Origin of the sequence: Arthrobacter ginsengisoli, from assembly GCF_031456935.1 — a bacterium.
GTDB lineage: Bacteria > Actinomycetota > Actinomycetes > Actinomycetales > Micrococcaceae > Arthrobacter > Arthrobacter ginsengisoli.
In genome coordinates this window covers 267,432-291,014 of record NZ_JAVDVQ010000003.1, presented here as the reverse complement: position 1 = coordinate 291,014, position 23,583 = coordinate 267,432, and the positions used below count along the sequence as shown (strand labels likewise).

The window sequence follows — 23,583 nt, the reverse complement described above, 5'->3', positions numbered from 1 at the left end:
CTCGTCCGGCAGCCAAGTTCGGTAAGTTAGGGAGTGTGAAGATAGCAACCTGGAATGTGAACTCGCTCCGCGCCCGTGCCGACCGTGTTGAAGCCTGGCTTCAGCGCACCGACTGTGATGTCCTGGCCATCCAGGAAACCAAGTGCAAGGACGACAACTTCCCCTGGGAGTTGTTCGAGCGCATGGGGTACGAAGTAGCGCACTTCGGCGTGAGCCAGTGGAACGGTGTCGCCATCGCCTCCCGGGTGGGGCTCGACGACGTCGAACGCACCTTCCTGGACCAGCCCGTCTTCGGCAAGAACGGCAAGGACGCCGTGCAGGAAGCCCGCGCCATCGGCGCCACCTGCGGCGGCATCAGGGTCTGGAGCCTCTACGTCCCCAACGGCCGGGCCCTGAACGACGAGCACATGCCGTACAAGCTCGGCTGGCTGGACGCGTTGAGGGCCCACGCCGAGGGCCGGCTCCAGGCGGAGCCCGAAGCACAGATCGCCCTGATGGGCGACTGGAACATCGCACCCCAGGACGACGACGTCTGGGACATCGACTACTTCCGCACCGAGGGCCTCACCCACGTCAGCGAGCCCGAACGGGCGGCGTTCCGCGCCTTCGAGAACGCCGGATTCCTGGACGTGGTCCGGCCGCACACCCCCGGACCGGGCGTCTACACGTACTGGGACTACACGCAGCTGCGTTTCCCGAAGAAGGAGGGCATGCGGATCGACTTTGTCCTGGCTTCCCCCGCCCTGGCTGCCCGGGTCACGGGCGCAGCGATCGACCGCGAGGAACGCAAGGGAAAGGGCGCGTCCGACCACGCCCCGGTGATCGTGGAGTTGAGCGACTGATGAGCGTCCGCCAGGGAAGCGGGGTGATCCAATGACGGGCAACCTCTACCGCGGACAGGCCGGGCTGCCGTTCTCCTCCGCGCTCCGGATATACGAACCCCTGGAGGCGTTCCCGGCGGAGCAGCAGGCGGCCTTGCGCTCAGCCGGGGCCCAAAGCGCGCCGCGCGCGTCCGTCGAAAACTCCGAACTGCTCGCCTCCCTGGGCCGCATCACCCGACCGGGCGGGGACCCGTTCCCCACCGGGGCGACGGACCTGGTCCGCATCGTTGGCCGCCCGAACAGCACACGCCCAGCGGCACCCGCTGCCGACGACGGCGGCAAGACTCCTGCCGCCGGGGACCCGGACAGCCTCCTCTACTGCCCCAGCCAGCTGGTGCTCCGGGCCGGGCTGGCCGCCAACGCCTTGATGGAGGGAATCCACGGCCCGCTGGCCCAGCTGCTGATCCCTGAAGAACAGCGCGACAAGCACCAGGAGCGGATCAACGAAGTGCGCGCGCACGCAGGGCTTGGCCGCGTTCACACACGGGCGTCCACCTGGGGCATCCCCTTCAGCTGGTTCTGCCTGTTCCAGGAATCAGACCCCACGGACGTGGTGGAATCCGAGGGGCATATTGTCACCGTGCGGATCCGTGCGACCATCGGCGAAGCCCTGGAGCGGGTCCGCTATGCGGTGGCGCACCTGGCCCTTGCCGCACCGGACCTGGACATGCTCGAGGACCTCACGCAGCTCACCGAATGGCTGGAGCTCTTCCACCAGGACTCGGTGGTGGAACTGGATTATGGCGCGGTGGCCGACAAGGTCTACCCGGATGACTCACCCATGGATGTGCGGCTGGGTATTGAGTGTTTGGCCGAAGGGGACATGACCGGCGCGGCCGCGGCCTACCGACGGCTGGCGTCCCGCTGGATCCCGATCCGGCAACTGGCCCGCGCGTCCTGACCGCCGGCCCGCGCTCCGGGGCGGCGCCGTCGAGCCTCGGACGATCAGTTGCTGGGGGGCAAGGGTGAAGCGCGACGCCCCGGCGATCCAGTCGAGCTTCGGACGATCAGTTGGTGCGGGGCAACGGTGGAGCGCACCGCCCCGGCGATTCCGTCGAGCTCGTCCAGGAGCATCTTGGTGCCCAGTTCGGCCTGCTCGTCCGGTCGCTGCCGAACAGTGGTGAGGCCCATGGCCTCCGAAAAGTCGTGGTCGTCGATCCCGATCACGGAAAGGTCCTCGGGAATGCGCACCCCGGCACGGGTGGCTTCGAAAATAATCCCCATGGCCATCTCGTCCGAGGCGCAGAAGATTGCGGTGGGCTTCGGCCCGGGCCGGTCCCAAAGCCGGTGGAAGGCGTCCTGGCCGCTGCGGACCGTAAAGTCCCCCCATTCGTCCCATTCCTTTCGGACATTCAGCCCGGCTTCGGCCATGACGTCCTGGAAGGCCTTGATCCTGACCCGCGGTACGTCAAAGTTGAGGTCGGTTTCGTCGTCGCCGTGCAGCAGGGCGATTTCGGTGTGGCCGAGCTCGATCAGGTGCCGGACGGCCGCTGCCGCGGCAGCGTAGTCGTCGATACCGATGTACGGGCACTCCTCGACGTGGCCACCGACGACGACCAGGGGGATATCGATTTTTTGGAGGTGTTCGATCTCCTCATGCGTCAGCGCCATGCAGAGCACCAGCAGGGCGTCGATCTGCTTGTAGACCATCGTCTTGCTGAAGAGCCGTTCACGGTGGCTGCCGTGGCCGCCCAGATTGAACAGTGAGAGGTTGTACTGCCGGGCGTGCAGTTCCCGGTCCGCCCCTTCAATGGCCTTGGAAAAGAACCAGCGGCTGACGAACGGGGCCAGCACGCCGATCGTCCTGGTCCGCCCGGTGGCCAGCCCGGACGCCGAGGAGGAGGCAACGTAGCCCAGTTCTTCGGCGACACCCAGGATCTTCTCCCGGGTGGCCGGGGAAACCCTGGGCAGGCCGCGGACGGCGCGGGACACGGTGGCGGTGGACACTCCCGCGGCGGCGGCCACATCCTCGATGCTGACGCCGGAGTGGCCTCCGCGATGCGCCCGGCCTGTTGTTTTTGCCACCGTATCCCCTTGTCGACTGACTGCTGCCGCCCCATGGCTGGGTGCAGGAGTTCCCTGCCCGCCTCCCCACGGCAACAAAGCCCACGTTTCAGTTGCGCCGGGTTGCCGTCCTTTCGGGCAGGCGACGGCGCAGCCGGATCATTCCGTACAAAGCCAGCAGTGTGGCCAGCAGGCCCAGTGCCCAGCCAAGCGCCGGCTGTACGGTCACCTCCATCCAGACAGTGACCACGAGCAGCACGAGCGCCCAGAAACCAAGGAAGCCGATGATGATGTCGAAATCCTCCCCGGAGCGGACGCGGCGGTGTTCGCTCCGCACCAGACCGCGGTTCGGCTTATTGTTCATGGCCGGGCCATCACTTCACAGCGCCGGCGGTGAGCCCAGCGACGATCTTACGCTGGAAGATCAGCACCAGGATTACCAACGGAATTGTGACGATCGTTCCGGCGGCCATGATGGCCGTGTAGGGGATCTGGTTGGGCTGTGCGCCGGCGAAGCTGGCGATGGCCACTGTCACCGGCTGGGTTGCGTCGGACGAGAGCTGGCTGGCGATCAGGAATTCATTCCACGAGGAGATGAACGCCAGGATCGCCGTCGTGAAGATGGCCGGGGCCGCCAGCGGCATGATGACCTTCCGGAACGCCTGTCCCTGCGTACAGCCGTCCACGCGCGCCGATTCCTCGAGCTCCCACGGCATCTCCCGGAAGAACGACGTCATGGTGTAGACGGTCAGCGGCAGCACGAACGAGATGTTCGGGATGATCAGGGCCTGGTAAGTACCCATCCAGCCGATGCTGGTGAAGAGCTGGAACAGCGGCGTGATGAGGGCGACGCCGGGGAACATGGAGGCCCCCAGGATGAAGCCCAGCACGAGATACTTGAACTTGAAGTTCAAGCGGGCCAGGGCATAGGCGGCGAACACGCCGATCACCAGCGAAACCAGGGTGACGACAGTGCCGATGAACAAGCTGTTCAGCAGCGCCTGGCCGAAGTGGTTGCCGAAGGACGTGTCGAACGCCGTCCTGAAGTTGTCCAGCGTCACGTGGGTCGGCAGGATCGATGTGTCATAGGTGTAGCCGACGTCGCGGAACGCCGTCACCACCATCCAGTACGCGGGGGCCAGGCACCAGAAGAGAATCACGGCCGCGCTGATGTAGGTGCGTCCCTGGGCCCACTTCTCGCGGTTCTGCGCGGCCTTCCGTCCCCGGTCCTGCTCTGCGCGTAGTTCGGTCGCGGCGGTCATTTCTTCCCCTTACCTGCGCCGGTTTGCTCCACCACGTTCGCCCCGAGGAAGCGTACGAAGATGAAGGCCACTATAAAGATGATGAAGAACGTGATGGTGGACAATGCCGCCGCCGAATTGAAGCCCTGCCTGATCTGGTTGATCACCAGGATGGACAGCGTGGTGGTGTTGTTGGCGCCTCCCGTGAGGATGTACGGGAGGTCGAACATGCGCAGAGCGTCCAGGGTGCGGAACAGGATGGCCACCATGAGCGCCGGCTTCACCAGCGGCAGGGTGATCATCCGGAACCGCTGCCAGGCTGAGGCGCCGTCGACCTTGGCCGCCTCGTACACTTCCGCGGGAATCATCTGCAGGCCGGCAAGAATCAACAGCGCCATGAACGGCGTGGTCTTCCAAACATCCGCAATGATCACGGCCCATCTGGCAGGCCATTCGCTGCCAGTCCACAGGACGGTGGTGTTGAAGAGTTTGTTGCCGATGCCTTCGAAGGCGAAGATGAACAGCCACAGCTTGGCCGTTACGGCGGTGGGGATGGCCCACGGCACCAGGACGGCTGCACGGACCAAGCTGCGGCCCTTGAAGGCCCGTGCCATGATGACGGCCATCCAGAAGCCGAGCACCGTCTCCAGTGTCACCGTGACGGCGGCGAAGAAGAAGGTGGTGCCGGTGGCGGACCAGAACTGCGCACCGAGTGTTCCCGGCGGGCAGTCGACGGTTCCGCCGCCGGGAGCCGGGCACTGCTGGAAAATCCAGTTGGTGTAGTTGGAGAAGCCGGCCGGGCCGCCCTCGACGAAGAGCCCCGTGGCGGGGTCCAGACCAGCATCCTTCTGGAAGGACATCACAATGGCGGTGATGATCGGGTACACGATCACGATGCCCAGCGCGATGATGGTCGGCGCCAGAAGCCAGGATGCCCACTTTCCCTGACTCGCGATGGCGTTATCCTCCCCGACACCCTTGGGTGCGTGGTGGATCGGAGCCCCGCCCGACGCCGGTTCCTTGACCGTCGTCGGGCCTAATTCTGTTGCCATGTTGGACCTACTGTCCCGCGCTAGCGGATTCGATGGACTTCTGCATGTCGGACAATGCAGCGTCGACAGTCTTCTCGCCCTTGATGGCCGAGTAGGCATTCTCCTGGATGGCCTTGGTGACGGCCGGGTAGAACGGGGTGACCGGGCGCGGCACGGCGTTCTCGATCGAGGTCTTCAGGACCGGCAGGTACGGCAGCTTGGCGACGAGCTCCGCGTCGTCGTAAAGCGAGCCGAGCACCGGGGCGAGCGAACCCTGCGTGGCGAAGAACTTCTGGGTCTCTTCCGTGGTGAGGAACTTCAGGAAGTCCAAGGCCGTGGCCTTGTTCTTTGAGTAGACGCTGATCGCGGCGCTGTGGCCGCCGAGCGATGAGGCGCCCGGACCGTCCTTGCCCGGGAGGGCGGTCATGCCCAGGACGTCCTTGACCTTCGAGGAACCTTCGGTAGTGGCCAGGTTGTAGACGTAGGGCCAGTTGCGCAGGAACAGCAGCTTGCCGTCCTGGAATGCCTGGCGGCTCTCCTCTTCCTGGAAGGTGATGGCTTCCTTTGGGATATCGCCGTCCGCGTAGGCCTTGGTCAGGTTCGCCATGCCGGCCTTTGCCTCCGCGGTGAGCAGGTTGGGCTTGCCGTTGTCGTCCAGCACGGCTCCACCGGCGGAGTTGATCGCCTCGGAGGCGTTAACCGTCAGCCCCTCGTATTTCTTGAACTGGCCGGAGTAGCAGCCAATATTGTTGGCCTGAGCGATGGAGCACATGCTCATCATCTCGTCCCAGGTCTTCGGAGGCGTGGGGACCAGGTCCTTGCGGTAGTACAGGATGCCGCCGTCGGATGATTCCGGTGCAGCGTACAGCGTGCCCTTGTAGGAGGCGGCATCGACGGTCGGCTTGATCATGGCCGAGGTATCCAGCGCCATCTTGTCCTTGAGCGGCTGCAGCCAGCCCTTGGCGGCGAATTCGGCGGTCCAGACGACGTCGACGCTTGCAACGTCGTACCCGGGGTCCTTGGCCTGGAAGTGCTGGACAAGGTCGTCGTGCTGCTGGTCGGCCTGGTCGGTCTGCTCCTTGAAGGTGACCGTCTCGTTCGGGTGGGCTGCGTTCCACTTCTCGATCAATGGACGGACCACGTTGCTGTTGTCCTTGCCCTGGACGTAGGTGATGGGGCCGCGCCCGTCCAAGCCCTGCGAGGCGGCGTCGCTGCCGCTGGTAGTGCCGCCACCTCCGCCGCCGCCACAGGCGGAAAGGGTCAGGGCTAGAACGCCTGCTGTTGCTACGGAAAGTAGGAACTTCGGTGATTTCATTCTGGAGGACTCCTCGCTGAGTACCGGACAAAGGCGGCGGTGCGTTCGTGTGGTGCCCATCACAATAATCACCATCCGGCGAGGAATGCAAGCGTTTACACAGAACTTTTGCCGAACCGAGACCCCTGCCCGGGGCAACAGTATGACGCGCTATTTTACGAAGCCGGCTCGCCGGGCACCCACGCCAGCCGGCCGGGAGGTTGACGAAAGCCCCCACCGACGGGTCAGCGGACCCGCTCAGCCCGCCCGAACCTAGACCGCGCACCGGCCGCGACGTGGATGAGCACCAGCGTGCGTTGGCCGAGCGCGACGTCGAGCGCCTCCACAAGGGCGGACACCTCGGCCGCGAGCCGGTGCGGGGCCACGCCGTGGCGGGGCTGGATCCTGATTTTCAGGGCCGGTTCGCCACGGAATTCATAGGTGGCGACAGTGGTGCCGGCCAGGTCCTGACGGTCTGCCAAGGCAGCCCGGAGCGCCTGCTCGGCCACACCGCTGCCGATTCTGACATTTCCAGGCACTTCGCCCGGGTCCTCTTCGGACACGAGCACGTTGGCCCGGCCCTTGCCCTGCTGGGCTACCCAAGCCACCATGGCGCCAATGAGCAGGAGCAGTGCCAGGACCACCACAATCCAGAGCCAGCTCTCCGCCCGTCCCGGGAACCGCGTGCGCTCGAAGAGGTCACGCCAAATGCTCCACACCCCGGCGGACCAGTCCTGCCACCAGGTCCCAACGGCTGGAACGCTCGCGAGCAGGATGAGCAGGATTCCGGTGGCGAGGAGCTTGACGCCCAAGATGCCCAGCAGGACCCGGTTGAGGATCCGGGGGGTGCCGTTCACGCGCCGATCACCCCTGCCGAAGAGACATTGACCCGCACGTCCGGGGTGGGGGACGGGTGCATGTCACGGAGCTCGTCCTGCACCGCGGAACGTACGGCATCCGGGCTCAGCGGCACGCCGGAGGTCGGTCTGACGTTGACCTGCACCTGCTGTCGGGACACGGTGACCATCACCTGATCCTGGCTCAGATTGGCCGCTACGCGAGCCCTGCGCGCCAGGGCGGAGGCAATCACCTCGTCATCCACGACGACGGCGGCTCGGCGGTCCGGCAGAAGGTGACGGGCCCGGCGTCCGGGCAGCACGGCGTTCAGGAAGAAGAACAGTCCGGCCATCACAAATACCGCGCCAGTGACACCCAGCAAGAGCGGCTGAACCCCGTTCGGGAGCGCCACCACCTGCTCCGCCGCGGTCAGCGGGTCCACGAGCCAGGGCGGCTGTCCGATGGCCCGGACCGCAGTTTCCAAAAGGGCGTAGACGCACAGCACGATCACGAGGACGGCGGCGATGATCGAGGCCACGGCCCTCGAGGAGTGGGTCTCGCGTTTGAGGATCTCGTCCATGCCCCGGGCCCCGGCCCCCGCGGGACCCGCGCCGTCCGCGGATGGGCCGGTGCTCGGAGCAGGCGGAAGGTGGCGCCCATGGCTGGCATCGTGGTCGGTGTCGGAACTCAATGGACGCGTCCTCCTTCACTCATGCTGGCGCCGCTGATGCGAATGTCCACCCGGCTCAGCAGGGCACCGCTCAGCTCGGTCACGCGGAGCAGGATCTCGGCTTTGGCTGCCACGGCACGGTCCCAGACGGAGCCGCCGAAGACCTCGACCCGTGCGGGGTCGCGCAGGACTGCGGTCAGCGAGGGGACACTAATGGGTCCTGCAAGGGACAGCGCCAACAGCCCGTCGTCGTCGGACCACTCGGCTCGAATTTCCTGCGGCGCGACGCCTAGGGCTTCTGCCGCGGCAGCCTGCGCCACGCTGGTGAGCGCCTGGGAACTGATCCTGGTGTGTCCTGCCAGCACGGCAGCGGGGACAGTGCCAGCGGTGCCGCTCATGAGGAGGAACGCCGGCCTGTGAGGGCGTCCAGCACGCTGCGCAGGTCCAGTTTCCCTTCCGCGGCGCGGCCCAGCAGGGCTCCGATCCCCATGAAGAGCAGGGCGCCCAGGAAACCCCAAGCGCCGAACTGAAAGGACATGAACGCCACGAATGCGCCCATTGCGATCCCCACAACAGTGAGATTCACTGGATTGCCTCCCTTGAAGGCCGTGCCTCGGCCACGGCGCCGGGCTTCGGCGGACCGGGTACATAGACGTCGGTGATTTCGATGTTGACCTCGATAACCTGGAGCCCCACAAGCTCTTCGACCGCCGAATAGACTGCGGCGCGAATCTGGTCCGCCAGGGCGTGCAGGGGTGTGCCGTAGAGCGCCACCAGGTCAATATCGACGGCCACCTGGGTTTCGCCGACCTCGGCACGGACACCGGCGGCGTGATCCGAGCTGCCGACGGCGTCCCGGAAGGCGCCGAGTGCGCGGGACGGGCCGGTGCCCAGGGAGTACACGCCGGGGACCGCGCGGGCCGCGATGCCCGCGACCTTCGCGACGGCGGCTTCGGAAATAACGGTCCGGCCGCTGCCCGGCATCGGCGCAGTGGCGGGCAACTCAGGCACCCGGGCCGCAGCGGGTTGAGAGTTCTGGTATTCCATGAGGCACTCCCCCTTCTCTTTGAGACCACCCTAGTACCTGCCCCCAACAAGGTGGCCGCTTATGGGATGAATACTGTGGGGTCGGGGCCGGCATGAGTCCAGCCGGCGGCGGTGTTGCGGCCTTCGCCGCGGGCCCGACGCTAGCCGGCCTGCGCCCTGGGCGTTCCTGCTTCCGATGCGAGCCCTGCAGGGATGCCGTCGAGCACCGCGGAGAGGTCATCCGCGAGAGTGCAGGATCTTGTCACTAGGCGGTAAGGGCCCCTTCCAGTCCGTTCAGGATCAGGTCGAGTCCGTACTCGAATTCCTCCCCGTAGTCGTAGCCGGGCTTCATGACGTGGTCCGTGACGAACTCTGCCAGGTTCGGGTATTCGTTGGCGGGAAACGGCTCGAACATGTCCTGGGCCATCGCAGCCATTTCATCCGTGGTGTTGAACGGAATATTCATCTTGGTCAGGGCGAAGCCGTAAATGTACCCGTCAAGCAGTGAGTACGCGTGGGCCACCATCGCGATGTCAAAACCGGCCGAGCGCAGCTTGCCGATGACCGCGTCATGATGGCGCAGGTTGGCCGGCCCGGGACGTCTCCGGGACTCCATCAGGCCGATGGCCCAGCGGTGGCGCGCGAGAACATCGCGAAGCGACATTGCCCGGTCCCGCATGGCTGTCTTCCAGTCCGTGCCGCCCAGGGGAAGAGCAATTTCGCCGAACAGAACATCGATCATCGCATCGATCAGGTCGTCCCTGTTTGAGATATGGCGGTACAGGGCCATGGGGGCGACCTGCAGCATCCCGGCGACCTGCCGCATGGTCAGCGCGTCCAGCCCGGCTGAATCCGCATGCGCAATGGCCGCATGCACTACGCGCTGCCGGCTCAGGGCCGGGCGTGGATCCTCATCCTTCATCGCCATTGTGGACATTGGCACTCCCCTGTTCTGTCGACAGTCAAAGATACCTTTGACCCAACCTGTGTACATTGTACGCGGTAACAGATACGTTGTACGCATGGCGTGGCGACGTCCGCGTTCACCACTCGAAAGGAACGTCATGAAATCTCCAAACGGAATATTTTTCGAGCAGCCCCCGGAGGTCGCGCCCGCCTCACCCCAGCGGTTGGCAAGGGTCGCGGCATCTTCTACCTCGTCGTGGGTATCACAGGAGGCTTCTCTGAGGGCTTTGTCGATCCCTCCCTGTATGTCGCCGGTGACGCGGCCGCCACATCCGCGAACGTCGTGGCCAACGAGGGGCTCATGCGCTTTGGCGTCATCGCCCACCTCACGGATGCTGTGTTCTTCCTGCTCACCGCCGTGACGCTCTACCTGCTGCTCAAGCACGTTGGCAAGCACGCGGCCCGCCTCATGGTGGTGCCGGTGTTTATCGCCGCCGGCATCATCTCCATCAGCGCCGTCTTCACGTTCGTGGCGATGCAGGTCGCGACGGACAGCTCCTACGAAACCGCGTTCGGGCCCTTAGGGTCCAGTGCGCTCGTGCTGCTCCTGCTGGAAATCCAGCACTTCACCGTTCTCGCCGCCCAGGTCTTCTTCGGACTGTGGCTGGCCCCGTTGGGGTATCTCGCGTCCAAGTCCCGGCTGTTTCCCAAGGCACTCGGCATCATGCTGATACTGGCCACGGTCAGCTACCTGGTTGACGTCGTCGCGGCGTTCCTGCTCCCTGGGCTCGCTGAGCAGATCCACGTCTACCTGGGCATCGTTCCGGCCATCGCAGAAATCTGGATGGTCCTGTACCTGCTCATCGTGGGCGTACGCTCTCCGCGCCCGACAGATCGGACGCCTGCCGTGGAAGCGGCGCCGGTCCCCGTCTCGAGTCAAAGCGCCATGACCTGGCAGTCGACTGCACTGTAGTTCCCGCTGACGATCGACAGGACATGTCCTGTCCGTCGATCCAGGTCCCCGAGTCGTTCCGGCACCTTCGCCCGGGAATCGACCGCCACACACCCCAAGACCCAGGAGAACAGCATGCAGGCAATCACCAGCCGCACCTACGGCGATCCATCGGTCATCCGCATCGAAGAACTCCCGGCCCCCGTACCGGAAAGCCAGGACCTACTGATCCGCAACCATGCAACGGTCGTCTCGGGGGCGGAATCCACCGCACGCAGCGGCGAGGACTTCTTCGCACGGCTCTACTTCGGCCTGATGCGGCCGCGCTTTCCCATCCTGGGGACCAGCTTCGCCGGTGAAGTCCAGGCGGTGGGCAGCGCCGTGACCAAGTACCGTGTGGGCGATCAGGTCATGGGATCAGTTGGACCCACCCTCGGCGCCCATGCCGAGTACGTCACGACATCAGGCGACGGCGTCGTCTCGTTGAAGCCCGCCGGCCTGTTGTGGACGGACGCCGTCGCAATCCTTGATGGTTCCCTCACAGCGCTGCCCTTCCTCAGAGATGCCGCCGACCTGAAGGCCGGACAGTCCATTCTGATCAACGGCGCCTCCGGCGCGGTCGGTACGGCGGCCGTCCAGCTCGCCAGGCATTTCGGGGCGGTTGTCACCGCCGTCTGCAGCACCGCAAACGTTGAACTGGTGAAATCCCTTGGTGCCGACCACGTCATCGACCACACAGCGGAGGACTTCACACAGACCGGTCTGGATTACGACGTGATCTTTGATGCGGTCGGGAAGAGTTCCTACACACGCTGCCGGAAGATCCTGAGGGCCGGCGGCATCTACATGTCCACGGTGCCCTCCCTACCGATCCTGACTTGGATGCTGTGGACTGCCGTATTCGGTAAGACAAGGGCAGGAATCATGTTCACCGGGCTTCGGAAGCCCGCCTCCATGGCCGCTGATGTGAAGTTCATGGGCAACCTGACGACAGCGGGACACTATCGCCCGGTCATCGACAAAACCTACAGCCTGACCGAAGCCCCATCCGCGCACGCCCACGTCGAAACGGGGCACAAAAAGGGCAGCGTCGTCATCTCAATGCCGAACGCATCATCTGGACGGCAGGGACCATAGCGCGCATGATGACACTCTGGCGGGCGGGCGGCCGGCTGGATTCATCAATCGTCAGTCCAGAATCCTCAACATCCGTATCGCACCACGCCTGGCCCACCGAGATTTGCTGAACGCCAGTATCCAGCGACATGAAAGAGGAAGACCCGATGACTCCGCCCAACGAAAAACCGAAGCACACCGGCAGCTGGGAGGAATGTCGTCCTCCTCGGCGCAACCGGATTCATTGGACGCTGGACAACCAAGAACTGCTGGACCAAGGCGCAGTCGTTACGGCTGGGCTGCGGAACGCCACCGTGGCCGGCGAACTCATCGGCTGGCTCCGGAACCGGGGAACCAGTACCCATAACTTCAGGTTCGCGCCGGTTGACTTCCAGACCCGCGGGCTGGGAATCCGCAGCAGCTCCCTTGCCGCCATTCGGGAAAATGACACCAATGACGTCATTAACGTTGCCGGGGCATATGCCTTCGGGATGAGCACCGCCGAAGCGGTTCGAGCAAATGTGGAGTCAGCTCAAGCGGTCGCGGAGTTCGCCGCCACTTTGCCTAACCTGAGGAGACTCGTCCATCTTTCCGGTTACCGGGTCGGTGGCCAGGAACCGGCAACCGAACCCTGGTCGCAGTCGAAGCGCCGCAATCTCTACAAAAGGCTGGGGGCCTTGTCGACTACCTGGCCCGGTTCCTGGCCCTCGTGCCAACGGACAACAGCACGCAGGGAAAGTCCTATTGGGTCCTGGACGACAACACACCGACACTGACAAACCTGCTGACGTTGATTGGAAACCACTATCAAGTCCCTGTTCCCCGGCTGCGGGTTCCGGTAGGAACAGTGAAAATGCTGCCCCCGGCCTAAGCGGCGTTGAACCGGAGACACTGAGCTTTCTTGCCACGGACCGATACCCAACCCACGCCGCCCAAGCACTCGCCCAGCAACACGGGCTTATCCTTCCGGACGCCATCTCCGCACTGAAACGGTGGGCGGATTACCTCGCCCGGCACCACTTCGGCAGCGGCACGAGAACTAGATCCAATGGAAGTCGCGAAAAGGTTCGTGCTCGCCGGCGAGGGTCTTCCGACGATCTACATCAGCGGCGACAACTCCTCCCGGGAGCTCGTCGAAGAGATCACGGCAAAAGTCCTAACCCTCACCAACGAGGCCGTCCTCCATGCACCAGCTCCGCGAGGCGTTCAAGGCGGCAGACATCGGCCACAGACTTGTGGCATCGAACCCGGCGCCTCAGCAGAGCTGAATTTTCTGGCCAACGGCGCAGGTCACGTCACGTCACGAACTGACGTCTCCGTCTCTGTGCCGGGCCGCCGTGGCGGCGGTCAGCGGATGCGCCTCGAAATGGTTTTCAACACCCTGATCCCCTTGGGCGCCGGACCGTTCGAAACTCTGTCCACGACAGCATTGAACAGGTCATCGGCGTCTTCGACGCGCCCCGGATATACGACCACCGAGGCCGGGGCGACCGGCTCCCGCAACAGTCTCGGTCGCTCCATCAGGCTGAGCCCGGATTCGGGTTCCGTGGCTATGCCCTCGTGCCCTGCCGTCTTCGTCGCATCCGATGCACTGCTGAAGGGCTCCGGTGAGAGGATCCACACCTTCGCCTGGGCGTCGTAGCTTTCGCGATTCGTCACCGTGAACGCGGTGAGCGTCCGGATGAACGTGACTTCGTCATCCTGCTGTGCCATCGATGTGTGGTTTTCCGGAGAAGAGACGACTGCGTCATCGAACCAAACCTCGACGACACCGTCGATGGACGCGGCCGGGTCACCGTTCGTCCAGAAAGAGTGAACGGGATTTTGCACATACTCTTTCAATCCGGGAAGGGTTGAAATGATCTCGGCGTGCCCTGTGGCCCAGTGCTGGTCGAAATGCTGGAACGGCACATCGGACCGGCGTTGAAGGAGTGCGATGCGCTTTCTCAGCATGATGTTTGTCCTTCCTTGGCGGCAGCCACAACCAGTCGTTGTGCCGTGTTGGCGCGTGCCTGAGTAACGAACCGGGCCGCAGTGCTGCCGGCGATGGTACCGGTAATGTGGGCGGGAGCGAGCCCGCCCGCGTAGCCGTAATTGGAGAACCCGCCGACGTCTGCACCCACGGCGTAAACCCCTTCGATCCTCTCGCCGACGGTACTCAGCACCGCTGTGCTGTCGTCAATGGCGATTCCCCCGAGCGTGAACGTAATGGCAGGCTGAACCTCCAGAGCGTAGAACGGTTGCTTTCGCAACTTTTCCAGTTGCCGTGCGCTCGGCGGTTCACTGCGCGAGACGCGACGTGCCAGTGACGACACCTCGACGTCGCCGGAGAGCGTCTTCGTGAGCTGCGCCGCGTCGACGCCGAGTTCACCTAGCTGTTGCACGAGTTCCTCGAGGGTCTCCGCCTGGGCGTGCCGGGCCCCGCCCTTCACCGCGAATGCGAACCGGTCGACTCGCCCGAAGTTGGCGAACGGTTCAGACACCCCAAATGTTGACCGCACTTCCTCGTCGAAGATGAGGAACGCGGTCATCCCGTCGACTTCGGCGAGGTCCTGGTTGAGGATCTCGTCCCCGCGGGATTCCTCGCAGATCCGACGGCCGTCGGCGGCAACGAGGATGCCGTGGTTGGAGTAGTACTGGGAGAAAAGCATGAAGCGGTCCGGAGTGAAGCCGGCGACCGGGTGGGGCACAAGATGACCGTAGAAGGTAGCTAGGTCACCGGCAAGGGCCGCACCCAGGGACACCGCGAGGTTCAGCCCGTCGCCTTCGCTGCCTTCGTTCGCCCGGAGCAGGAGGTCAGCCCCAGCCTCCGGCATGTGGGCAGCCCGATGTTCAGGTGATGCTTGAAATCCGCCGGTGGCGAGGATGATGGCGTCGGTGTGGATCTCGTGGCGGCCGTCTGCCGATTCGGTCTCCAGACAGAATCGGCGAGTGCCCGATGGTGTAACCGAGCGGATTCGAACGCTGGTATGTACCTCCCCATGCGACTGAAGCAGCCGGTTTTCGAGAACCCGCAAATAAGACTTGACGTCGAACGAATATCCCCGCCCAAACCCCATGACGCCCAGCGTTGCCTCGGCGTCGACGTAAACACCGCTCGCGCGAATAGCGGCCAGATCGGCCTCATACCCCGCGAGTATACGGGTGGCCAGAACCTGGTCACCGTGTGGAATCCGCTGGCGGTACGAAGCCAGGTCCGGCGCGGTCCAGTACATGCCAGCGGACAGCGCCGACGACCCGCCGATTTGATCCTGTTTCTCCAGAAGTGTGACACTGGCGCCTTGTACGGCCGCCTCGGACGCAGCCCGCAGACCCGACAGCCCTCCGCCGAGAACGACAATGTCCCTGGACCAGCTTCTTATCATGCGGACTTCTCACTCCTTCTTATCTGGCTTCCGGACCAAAATGCTCCGCCTCGTCACAGCGACGCTAGACGATCAGCTAAACGTCTCGCACACCGTTTTCCAGATAACAGAACTTCACCTCTTTGGACTTGGTCCTGCTTCCGCTTAGAACACACGGACACGCCTGATAGGCGCCGCTGAGAACTGCATCCTTTTCCACATGACAGAAATAGTGTTGGCGATGCTTGGAACTGTGACTAGGTTCATACCGGTCCCAAAGACGTGACGTGCGGGGGCTAGTACCTGCCCACGAAGTGAAAGGCTTGAAAATATGACCCGGGAAACCCTATCCCCCACCATTCCTCCCCTCGGCGGTAATTCGACCGCCACGTCCGCCCAGCGCTCACAAAAGCGGAAGGCGGTCACGAGTGGTGCACTCGGCTCAGCCCTCGAGTGGTTCGACTTCGCGGTCTACGGCGCGCTGTCGGCCACTATTTTCCCGGTGCTCTTTTTCTCCGGTCTCGGTGAGGCGGGCGCCCTGATCGCGTCCTTCGCCACGTTCGGAGTCGGGTTCCTCGCGCGGCCGTTCGGGGCGGTCATCTGCGGTCATCTTGGAGACAAGTACGGCCGCCGGCCCGTGCTGCTCGCCACGTTCATCCTCATGGGCGTGAGCTCTCTGGCCATAGGCCTCCTCCCGGCAAACCAAGGGGTCTCGATCGCCGTCGTTCTGGTTTCGCTGCGGTTCCTTCAGGGCTTCTCACTCGGCGGCGAGGCGACCGGCGCTCAACTCATGACCCTCGAGCATGCGAACGCCAACCAGCGAGGATTCCTGGGCGCGTTTATCAACATCGGGTCCCCGCTAAGCCAGGTCCTGGCCAATGTCACTCTGGTCATTCTGAGTACCTCTCTGAGCGAAGCCGCCTTCCAGAGCTGGGGCTGGCGTGTGCCATTCTTCATGAGCATTCTGCTGGTCATCGTGGGCATCTACATCCGCCTGCGTCTGGAAGAAACCCCCGTCTTCCGCGAACAGAAGGCCAGCGGGGCCGAATCCGTCAACGGCCTTCAGGTGCTCAAGACCCAGCCGTGGACGATCATCAAGCTCATGCTGGTGCGCGCCGGCTCGAACGTAACCTTCTACACTATTTCGGTCTTTGGCCTGAATTACCTCACTGTCAAGGCCGGCTTCAGCCAGGGAACCGCTTTCACTATGATCCTCGTGGCCAACGGCATCTCCGTCGGCATCGGCCTGCTGGGCGGATTCGTTAGCGACCGGATAGGCCGCAAGCCCGTCCTCGTCATCGCCATCGTCGCCCAGCTCATCGCTGTGGCCTCGTTCTTCCCCGCCGCAGAATCGGGCAACATCTTCCTGGTCGTCCTCGCCGTGACGGTTGCGATCAGCGGCGTACAGTTCGAATTCGGCGCGCAGCCGGCACTCTACGCGGAGCAGTTCCCCACCAACATGCGCTTCTCGGGATCGGCACTGTCACTCTCCTTCTCCCAGGTGCTCTTTTCCGCGCCCGCCCCGATAGTGGCTGCCGCCCTCGCCAGCACCGGCAACGTCTGGGCCATCGCCGCCATCAATGTCGGTGTACTTCTCATGTCGCTGCTGTTCGTCCGGTGGTTGCACGAGAACCACAAGGCCGAGCTGGGCGAAATCCGCTAGCTACCCCGCCAGTATGAATGGGGCGTTCGTGACGTACCTGATGGGCTCCGAAGGCCCCATTCATGGATTCGATGCAGCACCACCTGGATGCAGTGGGCACATCAGCGGAAAAGACAAAAGTCAACCCGGGCGAATCCGTCCATCAAGAAAGTTGTATTGTCTATGTCCATAATGGGCAATCAAAAGGATGTATATCAGCGGCCCCGCTACGCCCTGAGTTCGGTTGATAACGCGCTGCGTTTGATTCAGATTCTGCGTGACACCGGCGGCGCCCGGCTCTCCGACGTCGCCCGTGAACTGGACATCTCGCCGTCGGCGGCTCACCGGCTATTGACGATGCTCGTTTACCGAGACTTCGCTGCTCAGGACGAAACCCGCGCCTACGTTCCAGGACCGTCGATGGGCGCCCCTCCATCGCCCACCCCTTGGACCCGCAAACTAAAGAACCTCCTCCATTCGCACCTGGAACTTCTGGCAGGACGGCTCGACGAGAGCGTCAGCCTGATGTTCCGCACCGGCGCGCGGACCCGAGTTATCACGACTCTCGAGGGCGGGCAGCTCCTGCGGGTGGGGGACCGTACGGGACTGGTCCAGGACGCCCGGCTGGCCGCCGGCGGAAAAGCCATCCTCGCCAGGCACGATCAGGCGTTTCTCGAGCGGCTCTACAGAAGTCACTCCGCGAAACTTGCGGGCAGCTATTTGAGCGAGGCCGAGTTCGGGCGACTGACGCGCACCCTGGAGGAGACCAGGCGGCTCGGATACGCGCTCAACCAGGAGGAGACAGAGTCGGGGCTGCACGCGCTGGGCATGGCCCTCCATGGCGCCGGAGGCGGCGTACTCGCGTCCTTCTCCGTCCTCGTGCCCTCCTCGCGCGCCGACGTGCTCCGGCGCCCCACAACCCGCGCCCTGATGACAGAGGCCCAAACGGAAATGGACCTTGAGATCCAGACGGCGCGGCTCAGCCTCCAGGCCTGACGGGGATAAGCATGCCGACGAACACGACGAAGACCCGGAGTCCTTCCGCCGGCATCGGTCGAACGAGCTGCGGCTACTGTCACGCCGGTCACGGCAGTTCCATTTTCTCCGCATTTCATGTCGGCGGCCCGCGATTTCCCGAAGGGGCCGCCCAGTTATGAAGTCGGGGAAGCCGGCGACCTTGACGAGGTCCGCGCTGCGCGAGTAGCGCCGCATCGTATTTTGGTCCGGACCACGGGAATACCAGCGGGCTGGCTGAGAACTCAGACGCATCTGCTCTGTTTCACGCTCCATACGGCTGTCCGTAAGTCAACGAAAAAACCCCGCCGTTCCCATATAAACACTGGGAACTGCGGGGTTCTAGCTGGTGGCTCCGACCGGCGTCGATCCGGTGACCTTTCGATTTTCAGTCGAACGCTCTACCAACTGAGCTACAGAGCCTAGGTGACATGTCACCATGAGAGCCGGAATTTCTTCCGGCAATCAGAGCGACCCTGACGGGACTTGAACCCGCGACCTCCGCCGTGACAGGGCGGCGCGCTAACCAACTGCGCTACAGGGCCTTGCTAATTTCTTGCTTTTCTGCAGTATCGCTACCGCAATTTTTCAAGGCCTTTAGCCTACCAGACTTTCACACCCGGTTTGACCAGTTCCTTGCGTACCCCCAACGGGATTCGAACCCGTGCCGCCGCCGTGAAAGGGCGGTGTCCTAGGCCGCTAGACGATGGGGGCCAGAACGCCATCCGGCTAAACCCACTGAAACAAGGACAAAAATTAAGGGCCGAAGCCGTTCTTTTTTGTCCTTTCGGGTTCCTCCGAACTGGACTATAAAACTATAAGGGCAGACCCCCGGATTATCCAAAATCGGCGGTCGCCAGCCGTCGGGGCGCTCAGGACCGCCGGACCGGGTCCTGCTGCGCCCGTTCGACGTCGTCAGCCGAATCCAGCTCGCCTTTGCCGCGCAAACCCGCGATGACGCCATCAATGTCGGCGTCCGGCCGGTTCTGGCTGAGCTTCCGTTTCGCTTCCACCCTCGTGATGAGAAGTTCGACGCCGACAATCGCCCGGAGCTGTCCGGCGATGAATCGCGCGGGTGCATGATCCACGGTCCAGGGCTGTTCTGACGTTGCTTCGTGCAGCGTGGTCAGCCGCCTGACCAGGTCTTCAACCCATGCCGGGTCGTCATGGATGACGAGCCTGCCATAGACGTGCGCGGTGGTGTAGTTCCAGGTGGGGACAACCCGGCCGTGTTCAGCTTTGGAGGGGTACCAGGAAGGGGAAATGTACGCGTCGGACCGCTGGATAATAACGAGGGATTCGCCCAGGGCCGGCAGCAGCCACTGCTCGTTGTTGCGGGCCACGTGGCCCAGCAGCGCCCCGTGGTCGCCCGCCTCCGGGTCATAGACGAACGGCAGCAGCGTAGCGAGCAGGCCGCGCTCCGTCGATGTCACCAGGTTGGCCGCTCCATGGTTCGACAGCAGCTCCGTGACGGCGTCCTGGTCTGCGGCGAAATGCGAGGGGACATACATGGTCGGTTCCTTTTCGGGCAGTGGCGGGGTGAACGGCTACATGATCAGGCTACGAGCATGACGGCCAGCGTGACCATAACCACGGCGATGCCGCCGTCGAGCACGCGCCAGCTGCCCGGCCGGGCGAAGAGCGGCGCAAGGTACCGGGCCCCGGCGCCGAGTGCGGCGAACCACATGACGCTGCCGAGCCCGGCGCCGGCAGCAAACCACCACCGTCCCTCTTCCCCGTGGGTGCCGGCGAGGGACCCCAGCAACAGGACGGTGTCCAGGTAGACGTGCGGATTGAGCCAGGTCAGCGCCAGGCAGGTGCCCAGGGCGGCCGCCCAGGTCCCCTGCTGCCCGGCTGCCGGCTGGGCCAGCTGCGCTCCGCGGATGGCCCGCAAGGCAGCCTTGCCGCCGTACGCCAGCAGGAAGGCAGCCCCCGCCCAGCGCACAAGCTCGAGCACCGCCGGCGCCTGCTCAATGATGACGCCGATCCCGGCAACGCCCAGCACAATCAGCACCAGGTCGGAAACGGCGCACACCGCAACTACCAGCGCCACGTGCGCACGCTGAACACCCTGCCGGAGCACGAAGGCGTTCTGGGCGCCGATGGCCACGATAAGGGAAAGCCCGCTTGTCAGGCCCGAGACGAGAGAGAGGATCACAACATCCACGCTAGGGGGCATCACTGCATGAATCCAGTTAACAATTCTGAATCAACATAAGATGGGCTAATGATCGACGTGACTCCGGAGCAGGCCCGGACCCTGGCTGCCATCGTTGCGACCGGAAGTTTCGAGGCCGCCGCTACCCACCTCCTGGTCACGGCGTCGGCGGTGAGCCAGCGCGTCCGCGCCCTCGAGGTGGCCGTCGGCCGGCCCGTGCTGACACGCACCCGCCCGCTGGAACTCACCGCGTCGGGCCAGGCGGTGGTGCGCTTCGCCCGGCTGCTCGAGATGCTCTCCGCCGACCTGGCCGAAGAACTGCAGCCGGACGCGCGGCCCGGCGGCGTCCGGCTGACCCTGGTCATCAACAGCGATTCGCTGCACACCTGGGCGCTGCCCGGCCTGGCGGCAGTGGCGGACAAGGTCCAATTGGAGATCCTGCGCGAGGATCAGGACTACTCGCTGGAGCTTCTCCGCAGCGGCGCCGCAGCGGCCGCCATCACTACCACGGCAAAGGCCGCCCCGGGCTGCTCCTCCCGGCGTCTGGGTGTTATGCGCTATCTGCCGGTCTGCACCCCGGACTTCGCCGCCCGGTGGTTTCCCCAACGGGCGTCGGCGGAAACGCTCGCGGCCGCACCCGTCATCACCTTCGACCGCAAGGACGACCTGCAGGACCGCTACCTCCGGGGCGTCAGCCGCAAGGATCTCCAGCCGCCGCGGCATTACGTGCCGGCCGCCCACGAGTTCGGCGAGGCCATCCGCTGGGGAATGGGCTGGGGGCTGCTCCCGGAAATCGAAGTCTCGGATGAACTGCGGCGCCACACACTGCTCGTACTGGACCCGGCAGCGCACGTTGATGTGCCGCTCCACTGGCAGCAATGGCGGCACGGATCGGCCGCGCTCAATGAGGTCGCAGCGGCAATCCAGGCCGCCGCCCGCCCGCTCCGGTGACCCCGCCGGGGCGGGCGCGGTGACTTTGGCAGGAACTCGACTAGAGGTGACCGATTTCCGCCAGTCCTGGGGACGCGGCACGGACTAGATTGGCAGAATGGCTACAACCGCACCGACAGGCTCCCCCCAACCGGACAGCAAGCATCCGGGCAGCCCGTGTCCGGACGGCACCCACGAAGTGCCGCCGCACACCCCCGCCGGCCGGCCCGCCAAACAGTCCCTGCAGCCGGGCCAGATCAGCAGGCTCGGGATCGCCGCGGTCGTGGTCACCGTCGTGCTGTGGGCCTCCGCCTTTGTGGGCATCCGGGCCGTTGGGCCCAGCTTCTCCCCCGGCTCCCTGACCCTGGGCCGGCTGGCGATTGCCGCCGTCGTACTGGGCGTGGTGGTGCTGCCCAGGCTCCTCAGGAGCGGCAATCTCCCCCGGGGCCGCGAGTGGTGGCCGATTGTGGCGTACGGTGTCATGTGGTTCGGCGGCTACAACGTCGCGCTGAACGCCGCCGAACATCTTCTCGACGCCGGCACGGCCGCCCTGCTGATCAACGTCAACCCGATCCTGGTCGCGATCATGGCCGGCGTGCTCCTCAAGGAGGGCTTCCCGCGCTGGCTGATCATCGGCAGCCTCGTCGCATTCAGCGGCGTCGCGGTGATCGCGCTCGGTTCCGGGCAGCGCTCGACGGCGGACGTCGCGGGGGTGCTGCTGTGCCTGCTGGCGGCGGCCCTCGCCGCGGTCAGTGTCATTGTCCAGAAACCGGTGCTGCGGAAGTTCCCAGCTGCCCAGGCCACCTGGTTCGGCATCATGGTCGGAACTGTCTGCTGCCTGCCCTTCAGCGGCCAGCTGGTCAGCGAACTGCAGGCGGCCCCGCTGCCGGCCACCCTGGGGCTGGCGTACCTCGGCGTCTTCCCCACCGCGATCGCGTTCACCACCTGGGCCTATGCGCTCTCGCTGATCGACGCCGGCCGGCTCGCCGCCACCACCTATCTGGTGCCGGGCACCACGATCCTGATCTCGTGGCTGGTGCTTGGCGAAATGCCCACCGTTTGGGGCCTGGTCGGCGGCGTCATCTGCCTCGTGGGCGTAGGACTGACCCGGCGCCGGTCCCGCTGATTCGACGCTAGAGTTTCAGCTATGCCCGCCACCCTGCCGCCAGGCCTGCCCATCATTCCGGACGGACCCGACGACGGCGGGAACGGCCACGACCACGCGCCGTTCCCGATGTCCGAAGACGACTTCGAAGCCGCCGTGAACGATGCCCTGGACCGGATCCCGCCGGAACTCGCCAAGACCATGAACAACGTGGCCATCTTCATCGAAGACGACTACACGCCGCAGCCTGGCGAGGACCCGGACACCGTGCTGCTCGGCCTCTACGAGGGCGTGCCGCTGACCGAGCGGGACTCCTGGTGGGACGCTGGCTCACTGCCGGACCGCATCACCATCTACCGCCAGCCGATCCTGGACATCTGCGAATCCCGCGAGGACGTGATCGAGGAAGTGACGGTCACCGTGGTCCACGAGATCGCGCACCACTTCGGCATCAGCGACGACCGCCTGCACGAGCTCGGCTGGGGCTAGCCTTGTAGGCATGGGACACGACCACAGCCACTCACACGGCATCACGGCCACGGGCACTGCCAAGCACCGCAAGCGCCTGGTCGCCGTGCTGGCCATCACCCTCGCCGTCGTCCTGATCCAGATCATCGGCGCAATGGTTTCCGGGTCGCTGGCACTGCTGGCCGACGCCGGCCACATGCTTTCCGACGCGGCCGGGGTGTTCATCGCCCTGCTTGCCGCCTGGATCGCCTCCCGGCCGGCCAGCGACCAGCGAACCTATGGTTACCAGCGCGCGGAGGTCCTGGCCGCCCTGGCCAATGCCCTGGTGCTGATCGTGATCTCGGTGGTCATCTTTACGGAGGCCATCCGCCGCTTGGGCTCCGCCCCCGAAGTGCAGACCGACGTCATGCTGTACGCGGCCGTCCTCGGCGCCCTCGCCAACCTCGTGTCCCTGCTGATCCTCCGCGGCGCCCAGAAGGAAAGCCTGAACGTCCGCGGCGCCTACCTCGAGGTTTTGGGCGACCTGCTCGGCTCCTTCGCCGTGATCGCCGCCGCGGTGGTCATCATGGTCACCGGCTACCAGGCGGCCGACACGCTCGCCTCGATCGTGATTGCGCTGATGATCCTGCCGCGGGCCTGGCACCTGCTGCGCGATGTCGTGGATGTGCTGCTCGAGGCGACCCCCAAGGGCGTGGAAGTGCAGCTGATCCGCGAGCACATCCTGGCTGTGGAGGGTGTGGTGTCCGTGCACGACATCCACATCTGGACCATCACCTCCGGCGTGCCCGTGTTTTCAGCCCACGTCGTGGTCGAGGATGCGGCCCTGGGCGCCCGCGGCGCCGACCAGGTCCTGGACAAACTGGTCAGCTGCCTGGGCTCGCACTTCGACACCGAGCACTGCACCTTCCAGCTGGAACCTGTCTCGCATGCGGAGCACGAATCACACCAGCATGCCTGACCGGCG

The 23,583-nt window shown here is 64.7% G+C and carries 26 protein-coding genes and 3 tRNA genes; 11 read left to right on the top strand and 18 right to left on the bottom strand.

Features of this window, described 5'->3' with window-relative positions; all coding sequences use genetic code 11:
- Positions 1-35: 35 nt before the first annotated feature.
- Positions 36-842, top strand: coding sequence for an exodeoxyribonuclease III (locus J2X01_RS05610; RefSeq protein WP_310051546.1), 807 nt, complete (start codon positions 36-38; stop codon positions 840-842).
- Between the two features lie 31 nt (positions 843-873).
- Positions 874-1,782 (top strand): DUF8083 family protein, encoded by a 909-nt coding sequence (locus J2X01_RS05605; RefSeq protein ID WP_310051543.1) that lies wholly within the window; start codon positions 874-876, stop codon positions 1,780-1,782.
- A gap of 44 nt (positions 1,783-1,826) precedes the next feature.
- Here the strand turns inward: J2X01_RS05605 and J2X01_RS05600 are convergent, their stop codons facing one another.
- The 11 genes from J2X01_RS05600 to J2X01_RS05550 form a co-directional block, all read right to left on the bottom strand.
- On the bottom strand, positions 1,827-2,906 hold the full coding sequence (locus tag J2X01_RS05600; protein WP_310051541.1) for a LacI family DNA-binding transcriptional regulator: 1,080 nt from the start codon (positions 2,904-2,906) through the stop codon (positions 1,827-1,829).
- 88 nt (positions 2,907-2,994) lie between these two features.
- Positions 2,995-3,249, bottom strand: coding sequence for a hypothetical protein (locus tag J2X01_RS05595; RefSeq protein WP_310051539.1), 255 nt, complete (start codon positions 3,247-3,249; stop codon positions 2,995-2,997).
- A gap of 10 nt (positions 3,250-3,259) precedes the next feature.
- Positions 3,260-4,147, bottom strand: a complete 888-nt coding sequence (locus J2X01_RS05590) for a carbohydrate ABC transporter permease (protein WP_310051536.1) — start codon at positions 4,145-4,147, stop codon at positions 3,260-3,262.
- Positions 4,144-5,178, bottom strand: a complete 1,035-nt coding sequence (locus J2X01_RS05585; protein ID WP_310051533.1) for a carbohydrate ABC transporter permease — start codon at positions 5,176-5,178, stop codon at positions 4,144-4,146. The genes J2X01_RS05590 and J2X01_RS05585 overlap by 4 nt, the downstream gene beginning before the upstream one ends.
- 7 nt (positions 5,179-5,185) lie before the next feature.
- Positions 5,186-6,472, bottom strand: a complete 1,287-nt coding sequence (locus J2X01_RS05580; RefSeq protein WP_310051532.1) for an ABC transporter substrate-binding protein — start codon at positions 6,470-6,472, stop codon at positions 5,186-5,188.
- A 224-nt stretch (positions 6,473-6,696) separates the two neighbouring features.
- The gene (locus J2X01_RS05575) at positions 6,697-7,308 is read right to left on the bottom strand and encodes a hypothetical protein (RefSeq protein ID WP_310051530.1); all 612 of its coding nucleotides are present in this window, start codon (positions 7,306-7,308) and stop codon (positions 6,697-6,699) included.
- Complete coding sequence (locus tag J2X01_RS05570) at positions 7,305-7,868, bottom strand: DUF6286 domain-containing protein (protein WP_310051696.1); 564 nt, start codon at positions 7,866-7,868, stop codon at positions 7,305-7,307. Before J2X01_RS05570 ends, J2X01_RS05575 begins: the two co-directional genes overlap by 4 nt.
- Before the next feature lie 107 nt (positions 7,869-7,975).
- Positions 7,976-8,356 (bottom strand): hypothetical protein, encoded by a 381-nt coding sequence (locus J2X01_RS05565; protein ID WP_310051527.1) that lies wholly within the window; start codon positions 8,354-8,356, stop codon positions 7,976-7,978.
- Positions 8,353-8,544 (bottom strand): hypothetical protein, encoded by a 192-nt coding sequence (locus J2X01_RS05560; RefSeq protein WP_307461673.1) that lies wholly within the window; start codon positions 8,542-8,544, stop codon positions 8,353-8,355. Before J2X01_RS05560 ends, J2X01_RS05565 begins: the two co-directional genes overlap by 4 nt.
- Positions 8,541-9,005 carry an Asp23/Gls24 family envelope stress response protein gene (locus tag J2X01_RS05555; RefSeq protein ID WP_310051525.1) on the bottom strand — a complete coding sequence of 155 codons (465 nt, stop codon included), beginning with the start codon at positions 9,003-9,005 and terminating at the stop codon, positions 8,541-8,543. The genes J2X01_RS05560 and J2X01_RS05555 overlap by 4 nt, the downstream gene beginning before the upstream one ends.
- A 244-nt stretch (positions 9,006-9,249) precedes the next feature.
- Positions 9,250-9,921: a TetR/AcrR family transcriptional regulator gene (locus J2X01_RS05550; protein WP_310051523.1), complete on the bottom strand. Its 672-nt coding sequence runs from the start codon at positions 9,919-9,921 to the stop codon at positions 9,250-9,252.
- 90 nt (positions 9,922-10,011) lie between these two features.
- On the opposite strand from J2X01_RS05550, the gene J2X01_RS05545 reads away from it, so the two are divergent.
- The 3 genes from J2X01_RS05545 (at position 10,012) to J2X01_RS05535 (ending at position 12,734) form a co-directional block, all read left to right on the top strand.
- Positions 10,012-10,863: a DUF4386 domain-containing protein gene (locus tag J2X01_RS05545; protein WP_310051521.1), complete on the top strand. Its 852-nt coding sequence runs from the start codon at positions 10,012-10,014 to the stop codon at positions 10,861-10,863.
- 114 nt (positions 10,864-10,977) lie between these two features.
- Complete coding sequence (locus J2X01_RS05540) at positions 10,978-11,979, top strand: NAD(P)-dependent alcohol dehydrogenase (RefSeq protein ID WP_310051517.1); 1,002 nt, start codon at positions 10,978-10,980, stop codon at positions 11,977-11,979.
- Positions 11,980-12,107: 128 nt separating this feature from the next.
- Positions 12,108-12,734 (top strand): SDR family oxidoreductase, encoded by a 627-nt coding sequence (locus tag J2X01_RS05535; protein ID WP_310051515.1) that lies wholly within the window; start codon positions 12,108-12,110, stop codon positions 12,732-12,734.
- A 571-nt stretch (positions 12,735-13,305) separates the two neighbouring features.
- On the opposite strand, the gene J2X01_RS05530 is transcribed toward J2X01_RS05535, so the two are convergent.
- Together J2X01_RS05530 and J2X01_RS05525 are read right to left on the bottom strand one after the other, a co-directional pair.
- Entirely contained in the window at positions 13,306-13,911 is a 606-nt protein-coding gene (locus tag J2X01_RS05530) for an EthD family reductase (RefSeq protein ID WP_310051512.1), read from the bottom strand.
- Positions 13,905-15,323: an FAD-dependent oxidoreductase gene (locus tag J2X01_RS05525; protein WP_310051509.1), complete on the bottom strand. Its 1,419-nt coding sequence runs from the start codon at positions 15,321-15,323 to the stop codon at positions 13,905-13,907. Before J2X01_RS05525 ends, J2X01_RS05530 begins: the two co-directional genes overlap by 7 nt.
- Positions 15,324-15,633: 310 nt before the next feature.
- On the opposite strand from J2X01_RS05525, the gene J2X01_RS05520 reads away from it, so the two are divergent.
- Positions 15,634-16,965, top strand: a complete 1,332-nt coding sequence (locus J2X01_RS05520) for an MFS transporter (protein WP_310051507.1) — start codon at positions 15,634-15,636, stop codon at positions 16,963-16,965.
- Between the two features lie 87 nt (positions 16,966-17,052).
- Positions 17,053-17,940, top strand: coding sequence for an IclR family transcriptional regulator (locus tag J2X01_RS05515; RefSeq protein WP_310051505.1), 888 nt, complete (start codon positions 17,053-17,055; stop codon positions 17,938-17,940).
- 365 nt (positions 17,941-18,305) lie between these two features.
- Here J2X01_RS05515 and J2X01_RS05510 read toward each other — a convergent pair.
- From J2X01_RS05510 to J2X01_RS05490, 5 genes are all read right to left on the bottom strand, one after another.
- A tRNA-Phe gene (locus tag J2X01_RS05510) sits at positions 18,306-18,381 on the bottom strand.
- A gap of 48 nt (positions 18,382-18,429) precedes the next feature.
- A tRNA-Asp gene (locus tag J2X01_RS05505) sits at positions 18,430-18,503 on the bottom strand.
- A 96-nt stretch (positions 18,504-18,599) separates the two neighbouring features.
- A tRNA-Glu gene (locus J2X01_RS05500) sits at positions 18,600-18,672 on the bottom strand.
- A 158-nt stretch (positions 18,673-18,830) separates the two neighbouring features.
- Positions 18,831-19,469: an FMN-binding negative transcriptional regulator gene (locus J2X01_RS05495; RefSeq protein ID WP_310051502.1), complete on the bottom strand. Its 639-nt coding sequence runs from the start codon at positions 19,467-19,469 to the stop codon at positions 18,831-18,833.
- Between the two features lie 44 nt (positions 19,470-19,513).
- Positions 19,514-20,116 carry a LysE/ArgO family amino acid transporter gene (locus J2X01_RS05490; protein ID WP_374724935.1) on the bottom strand — a complete coding sequence of 201 codons (603 nt, stop codon included), beginning with the start codon at positions 20,114-20,116 and terminating at the stop codon, positions 19,514-19,516.
- Between the two features lie 69 nt (positions 20,117-20,185).
- Here J2X01_RS05490 and J2X01_RS05485 point away from each other — a divergent pair, with 69 nt between their 5' ends.
- The 4 genes from J2X01_RS05485 to J2X01_RS05470 all read left to right on the top strand — a co-directional run bounded on the left by J2X01_RS05485 (position 20,186) and on the right by J2X01_RS05470 (position 23,577).
- Positions 20,186-21,067 carry an ArgP/LysG family DNA-binding transcriptional regulator gene (locus J2X01_RS05485; protein WP_310051500.1) on the top strand — a complete coding sequence of 294 codons (882 nt, stop codon included), beginning with the start codon at positions 20,186-20,188 and terminating at the stop codon, positions 21,065-21,067.
- Between the two features lie 97 nt (positions 21,068-21,164).
- A complete protein-coding gene (locus J2X01_RS05480; RefSeq protein WP_310051498.1) occupies positions 21,165-22,172 on the top strand; it encodes a DMT family transporter in 1,008 nt (335 codons plus the stop codon).
- 21 nt (positions 22,173-22,193) lie between these two features.
- Positions 22,194-22,640 carry a metallopeptidase family protein gene (locus J2X01_RS05475; protein ID WP_310051495.1) on the top strand — a complete coding sequence of 149 codons (447 nt, stop codon included), beginning with the start codon at positions 22,194-22,196 and terminating at the stop codon, positions 22,638-22,640.
- 10 nt (positions 22,641-22,650) lie between these two features.
- Complete coding sequence (locus tag J2X01_RS05470; RefSeq protein WP_310051492.1) at positions 22,651-23,577, top strand: cation diffusion facilitator family transporter; 927 nt, start codon at positions 22,651-22,653, stop codon at positions 23,575-23,577.
- Positions 23,578-23,583 lie beyond the last annotated feature (6 nt).